Source organism: Campylobacter gastrosuis (assembly GCF_030249845.1).
GTDB lineage: Bacteria > Campylobacterota > Campylobacteria > Campylobacterales > Campylobacteraceae > Campylobacter_A > Campylobacter_A gastrosuis.
The window spans coordinates 302,451-324,561 of the sequence record NZ_JANURM010000002.1 but is presented as its reverse complement, the minus strand read 5'-3'; the positions used below and the strand labels follow the sequence as shown (position 1 = coordinate 324,561).

At 38.7% G+C, this 22,111-nt stretch carries 19 protein-coding genes and 1 pseudogene; 15 read left to right on the top strand and 5 right to left on the bottom strand.

Translation table 11 applies throughout. From position 1 onward, the window contains the following. Positions 1-102: 102 nt before the first annotated feature. The 4 genes from NYG85_RS03590 to tupB are packed head-to-tail and all read right to left on the bottom strand — an operon-like array spanning position 103 to position 3,815. A complete protein-coding gene (locus NYG85_RS03590) occupies positions 103-1,317 on the bottom strand; it encodes a glucose-6-phosphate isomerase (RefSeq protein WP_284937142.1) in 1,215 nt (404 codons plus the stop codon). Continuing rightward, a complete protein-coding gene (gene galU / locus NYG85_RS03585; protein ID WP_284937108.1) occupies positions 1,304-2,134 on the bottom strand; it encodes a UTP--glucose-1-phosphate uridylyltransferase GalU in 831 nt (276 codons plus the stop codon). Before galU ends, NYG85_RS03590 begins: the two co-directional genes overlap by 14 nt. Positions 2,135-2,172: 38 nt before the next feature. Beyond that, positions 2,173-3,126 carry a tungstate ABC transporter ATP-binding protein TupC gene (gene tupC / locus NYG85_RS03580; protein WP_284937107.1) on the bottom strand — a complete coding sequence of 318 codons (954 nt, stop codon included), beginning with the start codon at positions 3,124-3,126 and terminating at the stop codon, positions 2,173-2,175. Next, the gene (gene tupB, locus NYG85_RS03575) at positions 3,123-3,815 is read right to left on the bottom strand and encodes a tungstate ABC transporter permease TupB (RefSeq protein ID WP_284937106.1); all 693 of its coding nucleotides are present in this window, start codon (positions 3,813-3,815) and stop codon (positions 3,123-3,125) included. The genes tupC and tupB overlap by 4 nt, the downstream gene beginning before the upstream one ends. A 64-nt stretch (positions 3,816-3,879) precedes the next feature. On the opposite strand from tupB, the gene tupA reads away from it, so the two are divergent. The 15 genes and pseudogenes from tupA (at position 3,880) to NYG85_RS03500 (ending at position 21,750) form a co-directional block, all read left to right on the top strand. Further along, entirely contained in the window at positions 3,880-4,695 is an 816-nt protein-coding gene (tupA, locus tag NYG85_RS03570; protein ID WP_284937105.1) for a tungstate ABC transporter substrate-binding protein TupA, read from the top strand. 92 nt (positions 4,696-4,787) lie between these two features. After that, positions 4,788-5,408 (top strand): IMPACT family protein, encoded by a 621-nt coding sequence (locus tag NYG85_RS03565; RefSeq protein ID WP_284937104.1) that lies wholly within the window; start codon positions 4,788-4,790, stop codon positions 5,406-5,408. A 23-nt stretch (positions 5,409-5,431) separates the two neighbouring features. Then, positions 5,432-5,977, top strand: a complete 546-nt coding sequence (locus tag NYG85_RS03560) for a DJ-1 family glyoxalase III (RefSeq protein ID WP_284937103.1) — start codon at positions 5,432-5,434, stop codon at positions 5,975-5,977. Between the two features lie 137 nt (positions 5,978-6,114). Beyond that, on the top strand, positions 6,115-6,360 hold the full coding sequence (gene rbp / locus NYG85_RS03555) for an RNA-binding regulator (protein ID WP_284937102.1): 246 nt from the start codon (positions 6,115-6,117) through the stop codon (positions 6,358-6,360). Positions 6,361-6,398: 38 nt separating this feature from the next. Then, positions 6,399-7,214 carry a glutamate--tRNA ligase family protein gene (locus NYG85_RS03550; protein WP_284937101.1) on the top strand — a complete coding sequence of 272 codons (816 nt, stop codon included), beginning with the start codon at positions 6,399-6,401 and terminating at the stop codon, positions 7,212-7,214. A 26-nt stretch (positions 7,215-7,240) separates the two neighbouring features. After that, entirely contained in the window at positions 7,241-10,858 is a 3,618-nt protein-coding gene (gene dnaE / locus NYG85_RS03545) for a DNA polymerase III subunit alpha (protein ID WP_284937100.1), read from the top strand. Further along, a complete protein-coding gene (locus NYG85_RS03540) occupies positions 10,858-11,490 on the top strand; it encodes a uroporphyrinogen-III synthase (RefSeq protein WP_284937099.1) in 633 nt (210 codons plus the stop codon). Before dnaE ends, NYG85_RS03540 begins: the two co-directional genes overlap by 1 nt. Before the next feature lie 234 nt (positions 11,491-11,724). Then, positions 11,725-12,972 carry a phosphoribosylamine--glycine ligase gene (gene purD, locus NYG85_RS03535; RefSeq protein WP_284937098.1) on the top strand — a complete coding sequence of 416 codons (1,248 nt, stop codon included), beginning with the start codon at positions 11,725-11,727 and terminating at the stop codon, positions 12,970-12,972. Then, positions 12,969-13,442, top strand: coding sequence for an RDD family protein (locus tag NYG85_RS03530; protein ID WP_284937097.1), 474 nt, complete (start codon positions 12,969-12,971; stop codon positions 13,440-13,442). The genes purD and NYG85_RS03530 overlap by 4 nt, the downstream gene beginning before the upstream one ends. Next, complete coding sequence (locus tag NYG85_RS03525) at positions 13,432-15,582, top strand: LPS-assembly protein LptD (RefSeq protein ID WP_284937141.1); 2,151 nt, start codon at positions 13,432-13,434, stop codon at positions 15,580-15,582. The genes NYG85_RS03530 and NYG85_RS03525 overlap by 11 nt, the downstream gene beginning before the upstream one ends. Next, positions 15,579-16,277, top strand: coding sequence for a phosphoribosyltransferase family protein (locus NYG85_RS03520; protein ID WP_284937096.1), 699 nt, complete (start codon positions 15,579-15,581; stop codon positions 16,275-16,277). Before NYG85_RS03525 ends, NYG85_RS03520 begins: the two co-directional genes overlap by 4 nt. After that, on the top strand, positions 16,267-18,435 hold the full coding sequence (locus tag NYG85_RS03515) for a polyribonucleotide nucleotidyltransferase (protein ID WP_284937095.1): 2,169 nt from the start codon (positions 16,267-16,269) through the stop codon (positions 18,433-18,435). The genes NYG85_RS03520 and NYG85_RS03515 overlap by 11 nt, the downstream gene beginning before the upstream one ends. Before the next feature lie 9 nt (positions 18,436-18,444). Then, positions 18,445-19,296, top strand: coding sequence for a universal stress protein (locus NYG85_RS03510; RefSeq protein ID WP_284937094.1), 852 nt, complete (start codon positions 18,445-18,447; stop codon positions 19,294-19,296). A gap of 208 nt (positions 19,297-19,504) precedes the next feature. Further along, positions 19,505-21,061, top strand: a complete 1,557-nt coding sequence (locus NYG85_RS03505; protein ID WP_284937093.1) for a DNA polymerase III subunit gamma/tau — start codon at positions 19,505-19,507, stop codon at positions 21,059-21,061. Further along, a pseudogene (locus NYG85_RS03500) lies at positions 21,061-21,750 on the top strand (aspartate/glutamate racemase family protein). The gene NYG85_RS03505 and the pseudogene NYG85_RS03500 overlap by 1 nt, the downstream one beginning before the upstream one ends. Here NYG85_RS03500 and NYG85_RS03495 read toward each other — a convergent pair. Beyond that, the gene (locus tag NYG85_RS03495; RefSeq protein ID WP_284937092.1) at positions 21,731-22,090 is read right to left on the bottom strand and encodes a hypothetical protein; all 360 of its coding nucleotides are present in this window, start codon (positions 22,088-22,090) and stop codon (positions 21,731-21,733) included. The pseudogene NYG85_RS03500 and the gene NYG85_RS03495 overlap by 20 nt on opposite strands. Positions 22,091-22,111: the final 21 nt, after the last annotated feature.

The window sequence follows — 22,111 nt, the reverse complement described above, 5'->3', positions numbered from 1 at the left end:
CAAAAAATTTTAAAAGATTGTGGTAAAAGTTTTAAATTTTCAAGGTATTTTGTGTTTAACGCCTTGAAAATTTAAGTGTAAATATCAAAACCAAATAAACGGCTATTTTAAAAGCATAGTCTTTAAAATTCTCTTGCCTATTTCTACGCCGGGTTGGTCGTAGGTGTTAATGCCAAGCATAATGCCAACGGCTGAGGTTAAAAGCTCGTAGTAGTAGATCAAATAACCAGCACTAAATTCATCTAACTGGCTAATCTCAATCACATCAACGCTAAGCCCTTCTTGCACCAAAGCCATTGCGGTGGCATCACATTGATGATTTAAAAGCTCATTTAAGCCAAGCGAATTTACAAAATCGCAACTTTGCAGTCCTTTAATACTTAAATTTGGGATTTTTATCTCATTTTGCCCAGTGATTTTTATAAAGGTTATCGTTTTATCCTTCACGCCGTCCATTATGAGCTGTAAAAAGCTGTGCTGGTCGCGCGAACCAATAAGTCCGATTGGTGTCCTGCCGATACGCTTGTATCCACGCTTTTTGCCTAGACTTTCAGCCCAGAGCTGGACATACCACTCGTTAAAGCTAGCAAGCCTGTCGCAGTAGCTAAAAATCACGTTTATATCGGCACTTCGGTGTGTTGCGTAGTGGTAGGCTTTGGCGATTATCTCTTTTTTGTTTTCATCTATGTAGTGTTTTTTGGCACTGCTTGCACCCTCTAAAAGGGCTAAAATATCGTATCCGCAAAGTGCAAGTGGGACAAGTCCGATAGCACTTAAAACGCTAAAACGACCGCCGACATTTTTTGGGATATTAAAAAATTTCACGCCGTTTTCTTTTGCGTAGGCTTCTAGTGGTGTGGCTGGGTCGGTGATGATTAGAAAATTTTTGCTTAAATCCTTTGGTTTGTAAAGAGAGAGTAGGCATTTAAAGATGCTAATAGTCTCAATCGTCGTGCCAGATTTTGAGCTAATAATAAATAGCGTTTGACTAAAATTTACGCTATTTATGACCGATTTAAACGAGCTTTCATCAACGTTATCTAAAAAAAACAGCTCACGTTTATGTGGCTTATCGCTTAGCATTTGTTTTAATGCTTTAACCCCAAGCGAACTACCGCCAATGCCTACAAGCACGACGCTTTTTATCTCATCTAAGCTCTTTTCATACTCTAAAATTTCAGCACTCATCGCCTTGGCTAAATTTGGCAGGTGATAATAGCCAATCTCGCCACTTTTATACTCATCATTTACGCGTTTTGCGTATTCGTTGATGATATTTTCATCGGCAAAATTAAAAAAAAATCTATTTTTTACCATAAATTTTCTCATAAAAGTAGTTTGTAGCCTCTACAAAGCCCTCAATGCTACCACAATCAAAGCGTCTGCCCTTAAATTTATAGGCTAAAACCATCCCCTGTTTTGCCTGTGTTTTTAGGGCGTCAGTGATTTGGATTTCGCCATTTTTGCCGGGGCTTGTTCTTTCTAAAATGTTAAAAATATCTGGCGTTAAAATGTAGCGACCAATAATAGCTAGGTTGCTTGGTGCATCGGCTGGATCTGGCTTTTCTACCATATCATCAACCATTAAAAGCCCATCTTCAATAACCCTGCCACTTACCACGCCGTAGCTCTTAGTTTGCTCTTTACTAACCTCCATTACAGCCACGACTGAACAGCGATAACGCTCATAAATTCTCATCATCTGAGCCAAAACTCCTTCGCCATTTTCATTCACACAAAGGTCATCAGCCAAAATCACGCCAAACGCCTCGTCCCTAACTAGCGTTTTGCCAGTGTAAATGGCGTGTCCAAGCCCTTTCATCTCGTTTTGGCGAGTAAAAGAGAATGTTAGTTTATTCATTAAATTTCTAATCTCATCTAAGAGTGGTTCTTTGTTTGTGCCAGCGATTTGGTGTTCTAGCTCGTAAGAGATATCAAAATAGTCCTCTAACGCCCTTTTGCCACGACCCACGACAAAAGCCATATTATCCATACCAGCCTCAAAAGCCTCATCAACGCCGTAATGAACTAGTGGCTTTGTAAGAATTGGCAACATCTCCTTTGGCAGTGATTTTGTCGCTGGTAAAAATCTCGTGCCATAGCCAGCAGCTGGGAAGAGGCAGGTTTGTATCATCTTTAATCCTTAATAAAATTTAAACGTTATTTTACTAATCACAAGCTTAAAAAGGCATTTTTTGGCACTTCAAAATAGATAAAATCGCCAGTTTTTAGCCCAGTAATCTCATTTTGTTTTTTGACACATTTTATTAAAAAATCGCCAGTTTTGATTTTGATTAAAATTTCATCTTTATTAATTAGAGAAATTGAGTGCAAAAGCCCAAAATTTGCATTTTCAAAGGCTATTTTGCTAAGGTTTATTAAATTTTGATTTATTGCGATTTTAGCTGCGTTTTTCATCTCATCTGGCAGATTTAGCCTAAATGTGCCAAAATCAATCACGCCAAAATTTGCGTTAAAGATATTTTTTAGCTCAAACTCACTCACCTTGCCCTCGTGCAAAAACACGCTCTCATTGCTAATTGCACTTATCCACTTCTCATCGTGAGTGGCAATGATAAAGCCAGAATTATATCTTTGTTTTTGGTATAAAATCGCCTTACTAAAAAGCTTTGAAGTGGCTAAATCAACCGCATTTGTCGGCTCATCAAGCAAATTTAGCCGTGAGCGAAGTGATAAAACTAAGGCAAAGGCGATGCGTTTATTTTGCCCAGAGCTAAGCTCAAAGTGGCGTTTGTCTAAAAATTCCCACCCAAGCCCCACAAGCTCTAATGCCTCGCCCACACGCTCGTTAAATTCGTGAAGTTTGCCCCTTGTGTTTAGGGCAAATTTAAAATTCTCTCTCACGCTTCGTTTTAACAAAAATGGCTCTGGGAGTAAAATGCTAATCTCTTTTAGCTCATTTAGGCTTAATTTATCTTTGCCCCAAATTTTAATCTCGCCAAAATTTGGCTTAATTAGGTGTGCGATTATCTTTAAAAGCGTGCTTTTGCCGCTACCATTCAAGCCAAGAAGTGCGGTCGTTTTTTGCGTGTTAAGGCTTAAATTTTTAATATCAAGGACGTTGTGATTTTTATACTTAAATTTTAAATCGCTAATTTTTATCATCTGTCTAATCTTTTAAAAATGTGAATTGCTAAATTTACTAAAAATGCGATGAATATTAGCACCAAAGCGAGTGCTATGCCCATAGCAAACTCGCCTTTGTTTGTTTCAAGCGAAATTGCTGTTGTGATTGTTCGTGTAAAGTATTTGATATTACCGCCCACAAGCATAGCAACGCCTACTTCTGCGACTATCCTGCCATAAGCCGTGGCTACTACAACAAGAAGCGAATATCTAAGCTCATAAATCACGCAAAGTGCTAGTTTTAGGGGCGTTAGGCGATATGAGATGATAGTAAAGTAGTGCTTTTCATCTATGTTTTCAACCACGCTAGCACTAAGTGAAATGATGATAGGCAGGGCTAGGATGATTTGTCCTATGATGACGGCTTTTAGGGTAAAAAGCAGTCCAAACTCGCCAAGTGGTCCGTGCCTTGTGATAAAGGCATAGATGATTAGTCCGATTGCCACCGTTGGCATAGCTAGCATTGTATCGCTTATAAATTTTAAAATTTTAGCTCCAAAAAATTTATAAAATCCAAGCAAAAATCCAATCGGCAGTCCGATAATTAATGAAATTACAATAGAAATGCTTGACGTGTAAAGTGTGGCTTTTATAGCTGAGTAGGTTTGCGCGTCGCCGTTAAATAGCAAGAAAAACGCCCAAATAATGCCGTCAAAAATATAATCCAAATTTTGCCTTTGTTTAAAATAATTGTGCTATGATAGCAGAATTTATTTAACAAGGAGAAAAACAATGAAAAAATTACTTTTAAGCTCGGTTTTGGCTGTTAGTGTGCTATTTTCAGCTGATAATGAACTTTTAATGGCAACAACTACAAGCACCGATAATACCGGGCTTTTAGACGCTATCTACCCAGCCTACAAAGCAAAAACTGGCGTGGATTTAAAATGGACAGCCGTTGGCACTGGTGCTGCTTTAAAAATGGGCGAAAACTGCGATGTTGATGTGCTTTTTGTGCATTCGCCAAAGGTTGAAAAAGAGTTTGTAGAAAAAGGTTATGGCATTGAGCGAAAGGCTGTAATGTATAACGATTTTGTGCTAATTGCTGATAAATCAATCGCCGATAAATTTAAGGGCAAAGACATAAAAGGCTCGTTTGAGTTAATTAAAGCTGAGAAAATTCCATTTTTCTCACGTGGCGATAAATCTGGCACTGATAATAAAGAAAAGGGCATTTGGAAAAATTTAGGCGGTGTGCCTGAAAACGAGGCGTGGTATCGCCAAACAGGTCAGGGTATGATAGCTACAATCAACTCAGCAGCCGAGCAAAAGGGCGTGAGTTTTACCGATAGAGGTACTTACATTAAATATGAGGTAAATCAAAAGGGCGAGCCAAGCCTTGTAATCATCAACGAGGGCGATAAAGAGCTTAAAAATTTCTACTCGCTAATTGCAGTAAATCCAAAGCACTGCCCAAAGGCTGACTTAGAAAATGCTAATAAATTCATTGACTGGGCAGTTAGCGATGAGGGGCAAAAATTCATAGCTGATTTTAAGCTACTTGATAAATCGCTTTTCACACCAGACGCTAAAACTCGCAAAGACTAAAATTTCGTGAGCATTTTTGCTCACGATTTATTTTCATTTTACTTTATATTTAACAAAATTTTTGCTAAAATCACGCCAAAAGGTTTAAAATTTTGAAGACGATTGATGAGATTTTTAAGGCACAAGTTGAGATTAAAAAGTCAAATTTTTTGGCGTTTTTAACCCCAATTAGCAAATTTAAAACACTTCACGAACAGCTAAAAAACGACCACCCAAAGGCGGTGCATATCGTTTGGGCGTATCGTGAGCTAAACAAATTCTCTCAAATTGTAGAAAATCAAAGCGATGATGGCGAGCCAAAAGGCACGAGCGGAGCACCCTCGCTTAATGCACTTCGTGGGGCTGATTTGATTAATGTTGGCGTCTTTATTGTGCGTTATTTTGGTGGGATTAAGCTTGGCACTGGTGGGCTTGTTAGGGCTTATGGCAGTGCTGTAAATTTAGTGATAAAAGACGCTATTTTACTTGATTTTACGCAGAAATTTCAAGCCATTTTTTTTGTGCCGTTTTCGCTCGTTTCAAGGGTTGAGCATTTTTTAAATAAAGAGATGATAGATACGCTTTGGCGTGAATTTGACGGCGTTGGAGCTGTTTGGTCAGTAAATTTTAAGCAAGATGAGTTTTTGAAATTTTATGAGTTTTGCAAGGATTTTTCGCTTTTTGGGTTTAAATTTTTAGCCCTACCTTTGTTTGCAAAAGAGTTAAGTTTTTAACTAAGAAAATTTTAGGAGATTTTATGAAAAAAGTTGCCGTTATTTTGGCTGAGGGATTTGAAGAGATTGAGGCGATAAGCGTGATTGATATCTTGCGTAGAGCCGAGATTAATGTTACTACTATAGGGCTTGAAAGTGCCTTTGTTACCGGCTCAAACGGCGTTATCGTTAAGTCAAATTTGATGTTTAATGAGGTTGATTACGATACGTTTGATATGATTGTTTTGCCCGGCGGTATGCCCGGTGCTTTAAATTTAGCAAGTAGCAGAGAGCTTCTTAGTGTGCTTGAAAATGCTGATAAAAAGGGCAAACTGCTAGCTGCAATTTGCGCGGCACCTATGGTTTTAGCTCGTGCTGGCGTGCTTAAAGATGAGTATGTGTGCTATCCGGGATTTGAGAAAAACGTGCGTGAAAACGGCTACGTGGCTGATAAAAACGTGCTAAAAGATAAAAACATAATCACTGGCAAAGGTCCAGCCCTAGCTATGGAGTTTGCTCTGTTTTTGGTGCGTGAGCTTTGTGGCGATGAGGTTTATGAAAGCGTAAAATCTGGACTACTTTTTAACTAAAAACCTTAAATTTGTTACAAAAAGTTAATTTTTGAAAAATATTTAAAAAAAATTAACTTTTTGTGCGATTTTATTTAAAATTTCAGATATGATTAGCCAACCGATAAAAATCGGAAAAATTAAAAAGGATCACGCTAGTGAATATCTATGTGGGAAATTTGTCATATCGTATGACAGAGAGTGAGTTAAGGGAGGCTTTTGCGCCGTTTGGCGAAGTAAAGCGAGCAAAGATCGTAAAAGATCGCGAAACAAATCGCTCAAAGGGATTTGGCTTTGTTGAGATAGATGACGATGTGGCTGCAAACAAAGCCATTGAGGCACTAAATAACAAAGAGGTCGGCGGACGCGTTTTAAGAGTAAATGAATCTCGCCCAAAAGAGTAGTAGCTATCTTGTCGCTGCCTTTTGACAGCGACCCTTTTATGAAAATAATCTCACGAATCGCACCCACGCCAAGTGGATTTTTACACGCTGGTAACGCCTTTAATTTCATACTCACCTATATTTTTACACGCATAAATGACGGCATTTTGCATTTAAGAATTGATGATTATGATTTATTAAGATATGAGAGAAAATACGCTCAAAATATCTTTGATGTTTTAGATTTTTTGGGGCTTAATTACGATTTTGGTGCTAGAAATTTAGATGAATTTGAAAGCTTTTTTAGCTCAAAATTTAGAACCACAAACTATCAAAACGCCGTTTTAAATCTATCAAACACCTATTTTTGCGACTGCTCAAAACACACACCAAACGCCTATAAAAACGGCATTTATAGTGGAATTTGTAGGGATAAAAATTTAGCCTTTAAGCAAAATTTCACCGCTTTAAAAATCAAAGTAGATAATGAGATAAAATTAGGCGATTTTGTGCTTTTTAGAAAGGACGGATTTGTCGCTTACAACCTTGCAAGTGTCGTTGATGATGAGCTTTTAGGCGTAAATTTTATCATTCGTGGGGCTGATTTGTTTGATTGCTCACAAGCACAAAAATTCTTAGCTAAAAAATTAAATTATAATTTTAAGGATTGCGAAATTTTACACCACGAGCTTTTGACAAACAACGGCGTAAAACTTAGCAAAAGCCAAAAAGCACCGCCCATAAATTTCAAAGAAAGCCCACAAATTTACTACAAAATCGTAGCCGATTTTTTAGGGCTAAAAAGCCACAGCTTAAAGGAGCTTTTAAGCGAAGCAAAAGAAAAACAAAGGCAGTTAAAAGATAAATTACGCTAATATCTTGCCATTAAAAAGGACAGATTATGAGCGGTTTTACACATTTACATTTACACACTGAGTATTCGTTGCTTGACGGCGCAAATAAAATCAAAGAGCTTGCAAAAACCCTAAAAGAGCAGGGCGTAAAGAGCGTTGCAATTACCGATCACGGCAATATGTTTGGGGCGATTGCCTTTTATAAAACGATGAGAGAATACGGCATAAAGCCACTAATTGGCATTGAAGCCTATATTCACAACTCCGATGATTTAAGCGATAAAAGCTCAAAACAACGCTTTCATCTAATTTTGATAGCCAAAAATCAAACTGGATATAAAAATTTAATGTATCTTAGCTCAATGAGCTACATTGACGGCTTTTACTACTATCCACGAATAAATAAAAAACTGCTAAAAGAGCATAGCGAGGGCATTATCTGCACGGCTGCTTGTCTTCAAGGCGAGGTTAGTTGGCACTTAAATACGATGAGATTTGATAGAAAAAGCGGTCAATTTGTCAAAAAAGAGGGCGCGTTAGGCTACGAGGGCGGTTTAGCAGCAGCACTTGAATATAAAGAAATTTTTGGCGATGATTTTTATCTTGAAATTATGAGACACGGCATAAGCGACCAGCGAAAGATTGATGATGATATCTTAAAAATCGCAAAAGAGGCAAATATCAAGGTGATTGCGACAAACGACACGCACTACACCTTTAAAGAAAGAGCCGACGCTCACGAGGTCTTTATGTGTATTGCGATGAATAAAATCTTAGATGACCCTGATCGTATGAAGCACAGCGTTCATGAATTTTACGTTAAGAGCGAAGAGCAGATGAGAGCGCTTTTTTTAGATGTGCCTGAACTAATCTCAAACACCCAAGAGATCGTAAATAAGTGCGATTTAAACATAAAACTAGGCGACGCAACACCTCCAAATTTTAAATTTACCATTGAATACGCTAAGGAGCGTGGCGTAGAGCTACCAGAGCCAAATGAGCGTTACAGCTTTAAAAATGACGCCGTGTTTTTTGAGTATGAGTGTCAAAAAGGGCTTGATGATCGTCTGAAATTTATCCCACAAGAAAGACACGATGAGTATAAAGCGCGTTTAAAACGTGAGATTGAAGTTATAAATAATATGAAATTCCCGGGCTATATGATTATCGTTTGGGATTTTATAAATGAGGCTAAAAAGCGTGGTGTGCCAGTTGGGCCGGGGCGTGGCTCGGCAGCTGGCTCGCTCGTGGCTTACGCACTAAAAATCACCGACCTTGACCCACTGCCTTATAACCTACTTTTTGAGAGATTTTTAAATCCAGAACGTGTGAGTATGCCAGATATTGACGTGGATTTTTGTCAAACAAGGCGTGGCGAGATTATTGATTACGTGATTGAAAAATATGGCAGATTTAACGTCGCTGGTGTTATTACATTTGGTAAATTACTTGCAAAGGGCGTGATTAGAGATGTCGCTAGGGTTTGTGGTATGCCTTATGCCGAGGCTGACGCTATGGCTAAGCTAATCCCTGATGAGCTTGGTATAACGCTAAAAGACGCTTATGAAAAAGAGCCAAAGCTAAAAGAGCTGATTGAGAGAGATAAAAATTCAGCTAGGGTTTGGCGATTTGCCCTTGATTTAGAGGATTTAAACAGAAACGCCGGCCAGCACGCCGCTGGTGTTGTAATCTCAAACGAAGAGCTTTGGCATAAAACACCGCTTTTTCGCCAACCAAACAGCGAAGAAAACCACTACGTAACGCAGTATAGCCTTAAATATCTTGAAGATGTTGATTTGATAAAATTTGACTTTTTGGGGCTAAAAACTCTGACCGTTATTGATAATGCAATTAAACTCATTAAAAAAAGATTTAACAAAGATGTGATTTGGGAGCAGATTGATAAAAACGACCCAAAAGTCTATGAGATGATACAAAGTGGCGACGCTGTGGGCGTATTTCAGATAGAAAGTGATGGTATGAGAAAGCTTGGCACTAGCTTAAAGCCAGACTGCTTTGAAGATATCGTAGCGATGTTAGCCCTTTATCGCCCGGGACCTATGGAGAGCGGTATGCTTGATGATTTTGTGGATAGAAAGCACGGCAGAGCAGCTATTACCTATGCGTTTAATGAGTTAGAGCCGATTTTAAGCCCAACTTACGGCGTTATTGTCTATCAAGAGCAAGTTATGCAAATCGTGCAAACCATAGGTGGTTTTAGCCTTGGCGGGGCTGATTTGGTGCGTCGTGCAATGGGTAAAAAAGACCCAGAGTTACTTCAAAAGCAAAAGGATTTATTTGTTGATGGTGCGATAAAAAATGGCTTTGACGCCAAAAAATCAGGCGATTTATTTGATTTAATCTTAAAATTTGCAGGTTATGGCTTTAATAAATCTCACTCGGCAGCCTACGCTTACATAACCTTTCAAACGGCGTATTTAAAGGCGTATTATCCAGCTGAATTTATGGCAGCATTGCTAACTAGCGAAGAAAATAACGTTGATAAAATCGTAAAATACATTGATGAGAGCAAACGGCTAAAAATTGATGTTTTAGCACCAAACCTAAACCGCTCGTTAAAGGAATTTAGCGTTATAGAAGTTGAGGGTAGGGATAAGATTGTCTTTGGGCTTGGGGCGATTAAGGGCGTTGGCGGTGCTGCGATTGAGAATTTGATTGAAGAGCGAGAAAAGCGTGAATTTAAAGATTTAGATGATTTTGCTTCAAGGATTGACGCATTTAAGGTAAATAAAAAAGTCGTTGAAAGTTTGATAAAATCGGGTGCTTTTGACATTTTTAATTTTAGCCGAAAAAATATGTTTGATAATATTGAAAATATTATGGACGCTTGTAAAAACGCCGCACAAATTAAGCGAAACGCAAGTGAGAGTCTTTTTGGCGATGATGATAGTATGAGCGAAGTTAAGGTTGATTTTGTGATAAACAAAAATGAGTTTAGCACCAAAGATCTTTTAAAATTTGAGCAAGAAAGTACTGGAATTTACATATCAGGTCATCCACTTGATGAGTATAAAGATCAAATTTCAAGGATAAAATACACAATTAGCTCAGAGTTTGAAACCCTGCCACAAAGTGCTGAAATTTTAGTGGTCGGCAAGATTGAGGATTTTGGCACGAGAATCGCAAAAAGTGGCAGAAAAATCGGCTCACTAAACGTGCTTGACTTTCACGGCAACATTGAAATTGCCGTATTTGAGCGTGAAATTGATATGATTGATGAAATTTTATCGGATTTAAGCCTAAAAGAGCAGCCCCACGCCTTTAAAATCAACATTGAAAGAGATGATAAATTTGCTAGAATCAGGCTAATTTCAATATTTACGCTTGAAGAAGCGGCGGATTTAAATTTTAATATCAAAGAGATAAAACAGAAAAAATTTAACCAAAAACAGCCAAATTTAGAGCCAGTAAAACCAAGCAAAAACTACAAAAATTTAGACATTGAGTTTGATTTAAGTGAGCTAAGCAAGGATAAATTAACCGAGCTTTACAACCTAGCGCAAAGCCTACACAACGATGATAGCGACTTTACGCTGGTTGTTAGAATTTTAAACAAAAAAACCAGTGAAGTTTTGATTTACGAAACAAAATTTCACGTTGATAGCGATTTTAAAAGCAAAGCAAACGAGCTGGTGGCTAGTTAATGATATATTTAGTCGGCTCAAATTTAGAATTTAAAGGCGTTAAAACGCTAATTTTAAACGAGATTAAATATCAAAAATTTAGTGTTAATTTAGCCGACTTTAACGCCATTGTTTCAACATCAAAAAACAGCATAAACGCACTAAAATTTAACTCAATAAAAGCCGATGAAAACAGCGAAATTTTCGCTATCGGCGACGCTACGGCTAGGACTGCAAAAGAGTATGGATTTACTAAAATTTACACCGCTTTTAACTCTTGTGGCAACGAGTTTGCTTTTGAGATTTTACCTCATTTAAAAGGCAAAAACGTGCTATTTTTAAGAGCAAAAGACACCGCTTCAAATATAGATGAAATTTTAGCCTCAAACGGCATAAGTTTTACTCAAATCATAGCTTACAAAAACGCCTTTAAGCCCTCAAATGAGCCAAAACCAGCTCCAAAGAGTGTGATTATTTTTAGCGCACCATCAGCTGTTAGAAATTTTATTAAAAACTACGGCTGGGACGATAGCTACGGCGTTGTAGCCATTGGCAAAACGACAGCAAACGAGCTAAAATTTACAAAAAATTTAAAAATTTCTAATATTCAAACAATAAATGAATGTATTAATCTTGCTAAAACGTTTTTTTAAGCAAAAAATCTATATAATTTTAAAAGCCTGAGTGAAGCGAGAACGCATTTTTATAGGGTCCAACACTTTAAGATAGGCGAAGATGTATAAAAGCTCTGTGATGTGGCTTCGTTTGAGCACATTTAGTTGTGCGAGAAGTTGCAACCTTTAAGCTCTTATCTACTCGCAAGATTGGCTTTTATTTGGGCCACTCTTTATGCAACGCTCACTTGGGTTTTTATTTTAGGAGTTATTTTGAAAATTCTCATCATCGGCAGCGGCGGCAGAGAGTATGCTATCGCACTTAAATTAAAATCCGAAAAACACGCACACGAGCTATACTTTGCACCCGGCAACGGCGCTACTTTAAAACTTGGCAAAAATTTACAAATCGCAGATTTTAACGAACTTGCAAAATTTGCAAAAAACGAGGGCATTGAGCTAACAATAGTCGGTCCAGAAGCCCCATTAAGTGCTGGTGTGGTTGATATTTTTAAATCTTTTGGCTTAGAAATTTTTGGCCCGACAAAGGCAGCTGCTAGACTTGAAGCAAGCAAGGCTTATATGAAGGATTTTTTAGCCAAAAACGCCATAAAAACGGCAAAATATCTAAACACAAGCGACGCACAAACAGCATTTGATTTCATTGACACGCTTAAAGCCCCAGTGGTCGTTAAGGCTGACGGACTTTGTGCTGGTAAGGGCGTGATAATCGCAACTTCGCTTGATGAGGCAAAGAGTGCTGTAAGAGATATGCTTAGTGGAGAAAGCTTTGGCGAGGCTGGTAAAAGGGTCGTGGTTGAGGAGTTTTTAGACGGCTTTGAGCTTAGCTTTTTTGCCATTTGCGATGGTAAAAATTTCGTAAGCCTACCAGTAGCACAAGACCACAAGCGACTTCTTGATAATGACAAAGGTCCAAACACCGGCGGTATGGGAGCCTACGCGCCAAGCCCTTTGGCTGATGAAAATTTAATAAAAAAGATAGAAAACGAGATAGTAAAGCCAACACTAATCGGTATGCAAAACGAAAATGAGCCGTTTTGCGGAGTGCTTTTTGTCGGCGTTATGGTCGTAAATAACGAGCCTTTTGTGCTTGAATTTAACGTCCGCTTTGGCGATCCGGAGTGCGAGGTTTTAATGCCATTAATTGACGGCGATTTAAGCGAAATTTTACTAAATGCCGCAAAGGGCAAATTAGCTCCAATTAAGCTAAAAGATGAATTTGCCGTTGGCGTGGTCATTGCAAGCAAGGACTATCCGTATAAAAACTCGCCAAAGGAGAGAATAAAAGTAGGGCAAATACCCAAAAGCTCGGAGCTAATTTACGCTGGTGTGAGCGAAGAAAATGGCGAAATTTACGCTAATGGCGGACGAGTTTTAGTCTGTGTAGGACGTGCTAAGAGCATAAAACAAGCACAACAAAACGCCTATGAGCTGTGTAAAAATGTTGAATTTAACGGCAAACAATACCGAAAAGACATCGCTTGGCAGGTCTTAAAATGAGCCAAGTTGGTCAAAATTTAGAGCGCGAGGGGATAAAAATCGCAAGCTCACAAAAGCGAATCATCGCCTTTGGCATTGATGAGATGATAGTTAGCGTTCTGTTTTTTGTAGCGTTTTTTAATGATTTTGCGTTGATTGCAAATCAGGGGCTAAATCAAGATGAAATTTACAATCAAATCACGGCATTAGTCTCATCGCTCGTGCTTCATCTGCTTGCAATTAGGCTCATTTATCAAACATTTTTTATCTGGTATATGGGTGCTACTATCGGTAAAACTCTCGTAAAAATCACCTGTATTGACACGGGTTATCTTGATAAGCCAAATTTTATAACAAGTCTAAATCGTGCCTTAATTAGAAATGTAAGCGAACTTGCCTTTTATCTTGGCTTTTTATGGGCGTTTGGCAATGATTTACGCCAAACTTGGCACGATAAATTCTCAAAAGTGGTTGTGATTGATGTTGCATAGATTAGCTATTTTACCGATTTTAGCCCTAAATTTATGGGCAAATACTCAAAATTTTGAGCTTTTAGCAGATGATGTTAAGAGCGATGAGGGAATTGTCACGGCAAATAAAAATGTCGTTGTCTATTCTGAGACCTATTTAGTTACCGCTGATAAGGCTGTTTATAACCAAAACACCGGCGTTATTGAGCTTTTTGGCAATGTAAATATGATGAAGGGCGTTGGCGAAATTTCACGCTCAAACTACGCTAAAATCAACCTAAACGACGACAGCTCATCTTTTGAAGCACTTTTTATGATGGATAAGGAGCTTGAAGTTTGGATTAGAAGCGATGAGAGTAGCTCGGACGCAAAATTTTATCACACAAAAAATCCGATTGTTTCAAGCTGTAATGTAACAGACCCAGATTGGAGTATCACGGCAACTTCGGCAAAATTAAACAAAGACACTAAATTTTTACATATGTTTAACCCGGTTTTTCATCTAGGCAATGTGCCGATTTTTTACCTGCCGTATTTTGGTTTTAGCACCGATACAACGCGCAGAACCGGACTTTTACCACCGCAATTTGGCTATAAAAAAAGCGAGGGATTTATTTATAGACAGCCGATATATTTTGCACCTTATAATGAGTGGGATTTTCAAATTGACCCACAAATTCGCACATCTCGTGGGGCTGGTGCCTACTCTACATTTAGGTTTGCTGATAGTGAATTTTCAAGTGGAGAGATTGGTTTTGGCTTTTTTAGAGATAAAGAAAAATACCGAGAAAAGCAAAAAAATGACAACTCAAACGAGCAGAGCCTAAAAAACAAAACACACAAGGGCTTGGAGCTAAAATATGACAGAAACAGCCTATTTAAGGGCTATTTTGAGAGAAATTTACAAGAGGGTTTGTGGCTTGATGCTACGATTTTAAATGATATTGACTATCTAAAATTAAAGGGCAACAGCACCGATTTTGACTCGCTCGTAACCTCAAATTTAAACTATTTTTTAACAGACAGCACAAACTACTTTGGTGCTTACGCAAAATATTACATTGATACCGAAAAAATTGGCTCAAAAAACGAGAACAAAGACACTTTGCAAGAGCTACCAAATTTGCAGTATCACAGATTTACCGATACGCTATTTTTGCCAAATATCTTATATTCAGTTGATCTTCAATCGCACAGATATGAGCGAAAAATCGGCGTAAATGCAAACGCTTATGAGCTAAATTTACCGCTATCTTTGCACGTCCCACTTTTTGATGAGCTTGCTACGCTCTCATTTTATGAGAATTTATACGCAACTCACATAAATTACAGCAAAAAAGCAACTTCAAGCACAAATAACAGCAAGGATAAAACCAGCGATTACATAAATAATTATCACAAAATCGCACTTCACACCGACTTAGCAAAGGCGTATGATAGCTTTTATCACACCATAAATTTTGGCAGTGAGTATCTTTTGGCTGGGTATGAAAAGGGACGCCTTGATGATGAGTTTTTATACGATGAAAATGGTGCTATTTATGAGAATTTCTTAGGCAAAGAAAGCACAAAAGATGAGGTATCAGGCTATTTAACGCAGTATTTTTACACCTCAAATGGCACGAAAATTTTACGCCACAGTATATCTCAGGGCTACTACACAAAAGATAACGAGCCAAGCAACCTAAAAAATACAATCTCAATCTATCCATTTGCAAATTTAAGCATTACAAACAGGCTTGAATACTCGCACGCCGACAACGAGCTAAAAAGGATACAAACCGGACTAGATTACTCAAACGAGTATTTTGGCACCAGCATTTTACACACCCTAAAACGAAGCACAAACAAGCAACAAGACAGCTATTTAACGACCTCTGCAAACATAAACCTACCGCGCCAATACAAGCTACTTGGCGGCTGGCAGTATGATTTAGAGCGAAGCTACACAAAAATGTGGCGAGCAGGTATCACGCATAACCGCAAGTGCTGGAATTACGGCTTTATCTACCAGCAAGACATTGAGCCGATCACGACCACCACTGGCTCAGCCACAAAGCGAACGCAGGGCTTTTATTTTATGGTAAATTTCTACCCAATGGGCGGAATTCACTATGATTTTTCAGTCTCAAAAGATAACCAATCAAGCAGTGATAAATGATAGAAAACGTTACAAAATTTACAAATCAGCTTGATGCAGCGGCTAGGTTGCTTGAAATTTTGCCCAAAAAGGAGCTAGTTGAGCGTAAAACCCTAATTATCTGCCCGTCTTTTGACTCTGTGATTTTGGTTGATGAGATTGCAAGGGAGCTAAATTTAAGCTATGAAATGCTCTTTTGCGAAAATATCTCCGCCCCAAATAACGCCGAGTGTGATATCGCAAGTGTTAGCGAAACTGAGGAGATTGTGATAAATGACGAGCTTGTTAGGGCGTTTGGGATTAGTTATGATTTTATCTACGGCGAGGCACATAGAAAATATGAAGAAATTTTAAAGCAAATTTATAAATTTCGCAAAGGCGAGCAGATAAAGTCGCTTCAATCAAGAAATGTTTTGTTAATTGATGAAGGTTGTGAAACTGGTTTGACTGCGATGATTTGCGTTAAAACCCTAATAAAACTAGGTGCTAAGACTATCTCTTACGCCACGCCGTTAATCGCTGCTGATGTTGCGGTGTCGCTTGGCGATTTGGTTGATGAAATTTACACTACGCAAAAGATTGTAAATTTCATAGATGTTGATAGCTATTATGATGAAAAAATACCTGTAACAAACGAGCTTATAATGTCCATTTTACTGGATAGCCCTAAGTATTTGCCGTTACAAAAAGAACAAGGAGAAGAAGATGCAATATAGCATAGAAGTAAATAACCAAGTAGAAATTTTTGACCTAAACAAGGTCGCAAAACAAGCCGCCGGTGCGGTGCTTTTGCGTGTTAAAAACAGCGTTGTTTTAGCCACCGTGGCACGTGAAGATGTGCAGGTTGAAGAGGACTTTTTGCCTTTGACCGTTCAATATATTGAAAAAGCCTACGCAGCGGGTAAAATTCCTGGCGGATACGTTAAGCGTGAGACAAAGCCGGGCGATTTTGAGACGCTAACGGCTAGGATAATTGACCGCTCACTTAGACCACTATTTCCAAAAGGTTATGCCTATCCAACGCAAATTGTCGTTATGGTGCTTTCAGCTGACCCAGAGGTTGATTTGCAGGTCATCTCACTAAATGCCGCTAGTGTGGCTCTTTATCTTAGCGATATACCAGTTAATCGCCCAGTTTGTGGGGTTAGGGTTGGCTACATTAACGATGAGTTTGTCATAAATCCAAGCAACACCGAGCTAAAATCAAGCGCACTTGACCTTTACGTGGCTGGGACAAAAGACGAGCTTTTAATGATTGAGATGAGAAGTATCGCTCAGATTAAAGATGAATTTATGCCACTTGTTGATCCAAGTATGGGTGCTGCCTTTGCTCAAAGACAAGATATGAATGAATTTAGCGAAGAGCTAATCGTTAAAGCCATTGACACGGCTGGACGTGCGATTTTAAGGGCAAGTAGTGCCTATGAAGAGGCGTTTAGCGAGCATAAAAAACCAGACGCTCAAATATCATTAAAGCCAGAAATTGAGAATGAAAATGTGGCAATTTACATTGATAAAATTTACAAAAACGATGTCAAAAACGCCATAAATCAAATGGCAAAAAGCGAAAGAGCAAGCGAGCTTTCAAAAATCGCAAAGCAAATTTTAAGCGATGAAGAGGCGATAAAAGAGGGCTGGGATGAGAAATTAATCACAAATGTGCTTGGCAAATATAAGAAAAAAATCGTAAGAGAGCAGATTATAAACGAAAGGGTTAGGGCTGACGGCAGGGCGCTTGATGAGATTAGGCCAATTAGCATTGAAACAAATATCTTGCCAAACGCACACGGCAGTTGTCTTTTTACTCGCGGGCAGACACAAGCACTCGTTGTCGCCACGCTTGGCACTGATAGCGACGCACAAATGTATGATATCTTAACAGAAAACGGCGCTTTGGTTGAAAAATTTATGTTTAACTACAACTTCCCCGGTTTTAGCGTGGGCGAGGCAAGTCCGCTAAAAGCACCGGGACGTCGTGAGCTAGGTCACGGCAACCTTGCAAAAAGGGCGTTAGCTCCAAGCGTTGATATAAACTCGCCATACACTCTAAGGGTCGTTTCTGAAATTTTAGAGAGCAATGGTTCAAGCTCAATGGCGTCAGTTTGTGGTGGTTCGTTAGCACTTAGGGCAGCTGGTGTGGATACAAAAAAGCTTGTTGCTGGTATTGCTATGGGGCTTGTTTTTGAGGGCGATAAACACGCAGTTTTAAGCGATATTATGGGACTTGAAGACCACGATGGCGATATGGATTTTAAGGTCGCTGGCACAGATAGTGGCATTACAGCACTTCAAATGGATATTAAACTTGGCGGTATTAGCCTTGAAGTGCTAAAAGAGGCGTTAGAACAAGCAAGACGTGGCAGGGAGCATATTTTGGCTTTAATGCAAAAGGCAAATGATGAGATAGTCGTAAATGATGATGTCTTGCCAAAACTTGAACTTTTTAGCATTGACCCAAGCAAAATCGTTGATATCATCGGTCAGGCTGGTAAAACGATAAAAGAGATTATTGAGAAATTTGGCGTTGCTATTGACCTTGATAGAGAAAAGGGCGAGGTAAAAATCGCTGGTAGCACAAAGAAAAACGTTGATGCTGCAAAGGATTATATCATTCAAATCACGCAAAAAGAGGGTAAATTTGGCTCAAAAAGACCGCATAAAAATGACAAGCCAAAGCCGATTTTTAATGTCGGCGATGAGTTTGACGGCGTCGTAAAAAGCGTGGTTGATTTTGGCGTATTTGTTGAGTTAAAAGAGGGCGTTGATGGGCTTTTGCATAAGTCAAAGGTGCAAAATCCGCTAAAAGTAGGCGATGTTGTTCGTGTTGTCGTGAGCGAACAAAAAGGCTCAAAAATTTCACTTTCATTAGCTTAAAGGATAAAAATGAAATACAAAAAAATTCTCTTCCCAATCGGTGCTGGCGATGATGTCACGCCACGAATTTATGGGGCTTTGCTTATTGCAAAGTGGTTTAAAACGCACATTGATATATTATCTTGTCAGATTGACCCAAGCATTGTTTATAATATGAAAATGACACTTCGTGGTGGTGTTTTATTTGAGGAATTTTTAAAATCAGCAAAGGCGGATTTAGCCGAAGAGCACGCTAAAAACGAAAAGAGCTTTAATCAAATGTGTAAGGAGCTTGGCGTTGAGATTAGCGACAAGCCAATTGACGGCAAGGCAAGTGCTAGATTTATCATCAGGGATGGCAAACGAAGCGTGGTCGTTGAGCGTGAGAGTAAATTTTACGATTTAGTCGTGGCTGCCGTGCCTTTGAGTGGCAAAATCACTGGCACATTTGAAGCAGCTGTGATGAAAAGTGGCAAAGATAGGATAGTAATCCCTAGAAATTTAACCAAATTTGACCCAAAAAATGTCCTAGTTTGCTGGACTGGCACGCCTTCAAATTCACGTGCCGTAACGAGCTCACTTGATATTTTAAAACAAGCTAGCAAGGTTCATTGTATCACGGCAAAGGCGACGCTTGGCGAAAATGCACAAGATAGCCTAAATATGCTAAAAGAGTATTTTAGCCTACACGGCATAAATAGCACATATGAGATGATTGACACGACCTCAATACCGGGTCAAGCCCTGCTAAAATCGGCAAAAGATAACAACGCCGATATAATCGTAACTGGCAGACAGGGCGAAAATGGGCTAAGAGAGATGTTTTTGGGCGGGACTTCAAAATTTTTCTTAGAACACACCGATATACCGGTGTTTATGTAGTCCGCCCTAGCTTTATTTTGTTGAGCGGTGTAAAGGGTGCTGATAGTCGTTTCTTTCGCACCCTGATACGCCTAAAATTCCAAGTGCGATTAGCACAAACAAGACTGCTTTTTTCATATTTTCTCCTTTTAATTTTTTGGCGATTATATCTAAAATTTATACGAATTTTAGTAAAATCTCGCTTTAAATTTGCACACAGGGGGCTAAATTGCAAGCACTAGCACTAAAATATAGACCTAAAAATTTTGATGAGCTTATCGGACAAGAGGCGGTTAGCAAGAGCCTAACTCACGCGCTAGATGAGAATAGATTAGGACACGCCTATCTCTTTTCTGGACTTCGTGGTAGTGGTAAAACATCAAGTGCTAGAATTTTCTCAAAAGCCCTAGTTTGCGAAAATGGTCCGACCGCAAGACCTTGCGAGAAGTGTGCCCACTGCCAAATGGCAAACGAATCACGACACATTGATATCATTGAAATGGACGCTGCTAGTCACAGAAAGATTGATGACATTAGGGATTTGATTGAGCAAACCAAATACAACCCCTCAATGGCAAGGTTTAAAATTTTCATCATTGATGAGGTGCATATGCTTACAAGAGAGGCGTTTAATGCCCTTTTAAAGACCCTTGAAGAGCCACCAAGCTATGTGAAATTTATCCTTGCGACCACCGACCCATTAAAGCTACCAGCCACCGTTTTATCACGCACACAGCACTTTCGCTTTAAGCAGATTAACCGCTACGCCGTGCTTAAACATTTAGAATTTATTCTAAGCAAAGAAAACATTAAATACGAAAAAGAGGCACTTGAAATTTTAGCCAGAAGTGGTGCTGGCTCGCTTCGGGACACGCTTACACTGCTTGATCAGGCCATAATTTACACGAATGAAAATATCACGCAAACTGCCGTGGCTAATATGCTAGGACTTCTTGATCCAAGCCGTATTGAAGAGCTTTTAAATTTGGTACTAAACGCCGATAAAGAGGGGCTAAAAAGCGCGATTAGCGAGCTTGAAATTTACGAAGCTGAGATGATTATTGATGAGCTAATTGCTAGTTTAAAGGATAAATTTTTAAACTCCGACCCAAGATTTTCACTGCTTATTTGTGAGCGATTTTTTCGCATTTTAGCACAGGCAAAGGGTATGCTAAATACCACGAGCGACAATGGCTTCGTGCTTAGCATTATGTTTTTTATGATGATTGAAGCGACAAATCTTAAAAGCATTGATGAGGCGATTTTGGTGGCTCAAAACGAGCCAAAAACTGCTACTTTAAAGCAGTTTGAGCCTGAAATTTCAAAGCCAAAAGAGCAAAATGCTTATGAGAAATTTTTAGCAAAAATTTACGATAGAAATAAAAATTTAGGCGATTGCTTTAAAAATAACACAGAATTTGTAAGCTTTGAAAACAACGAACTAAAAGTCATCTCAAACGCAACTGGCGACGATAGAGAGCTAATTAGAAGCCACTACAACGGCGTTTTAATGCCACTTTTACGCTCGCTTTTTGGGCAAGATGCAAAGATGAGCGTCGTAAAAGCCGAGCCAAAAACCACGCTAAATACGCCAGAAGATGAGCTTTTAAGGCAGAGCATAAAGGTGCCAACACAGCAAACTAAACCGCAAATTCAAGATATTAGAAGCGAAATTTTATCAATTAACGCAAATAAAAGCGAAGCCGAGCTTGAAAAAATCAGGCAAGAAGGCATTATTAGCAGTGCAAAAATGCTCTTTGGCGAGCCAAAAATAGAGAGAATTTGATGAAGACTATCGGACTTATTGGCGGTATGAGTTATGAATCAACTACGACTTATTACGAGCAGATAAATAAATTAGTAAATGAAAAACTAGGTGGTTTAAATAGTGCAAAAATAGTTTTAACAAGCGTAAATTTTAGTGAGATTGAGCTACTTCAAAGGCAAAATAGGTGGGACGAGGCAGCTGTGATTTTATCAAATCAGGCAAAAATTTTACAAAATGCAGGTTGTGATTTTATTTTAATCTGCACAAACACAATGCATAAGGTCTATGGCTTGGTTGCTAGTAGCGTAAAAATCCCAGTTTTACACATTGCAAAGGCGATGCTTGATGAGCTAAAAAGAGAGAATGTAAGTAAAATCGGACTTCTAGGCACAAAATACACGATGAGTGAAAATTTTTACGTTAGCACACTAATTAATGGCGGTGTGAGCGTGGTTTTGCCAAGCCAAAGTGATATGGATTTTATAAATTCTGCCATTTTTAACGAGCTATGTTTAGGCAAAAAGCTTCAAAGCACTAGGCAGAAATTTTTACAAATCATTAGCTAATTTAGCCAAAACAATGCACAAGCAGTGGTGCTTGGTTGCACTGAAATCGGGCTTTTAGTAAGCCAAAATGAGAGCAAAATCAGGCTTTTTGATACGACTTTGGTGCATATTAAAAGTGCTGTTAATTTTGCATTAATCTAACGGCAAAAATCCCAACGACAACTCCAGCTAAAAACGCCAAAATCGTGTAGGTTATTAGCTGGTTTTTAAAAATTTTCTCACGCTTTTGGTTTTGCTTTTCGTGGTGTTTTTTTACGCCTTCAAAGGTCAGAGTTAGGATTTTTTCGTTTGTTTGTGTTAATTTTTGCGTAAATTCACGCACCTGCTCATCGTTTATGTGTTGCATAGTTTTTATGGTCGTTTCGCTTAGCTTATTAAAGTCATCGCACTCTTGCCAAATCCCCACGACATCGTTATTTTCTATCGCCTCTTTTAGCTTTATCTCATCGGCATTTTCTTTTTTTATTAACTCATCAGCCATAATTTTCTCCTAAAATTATTT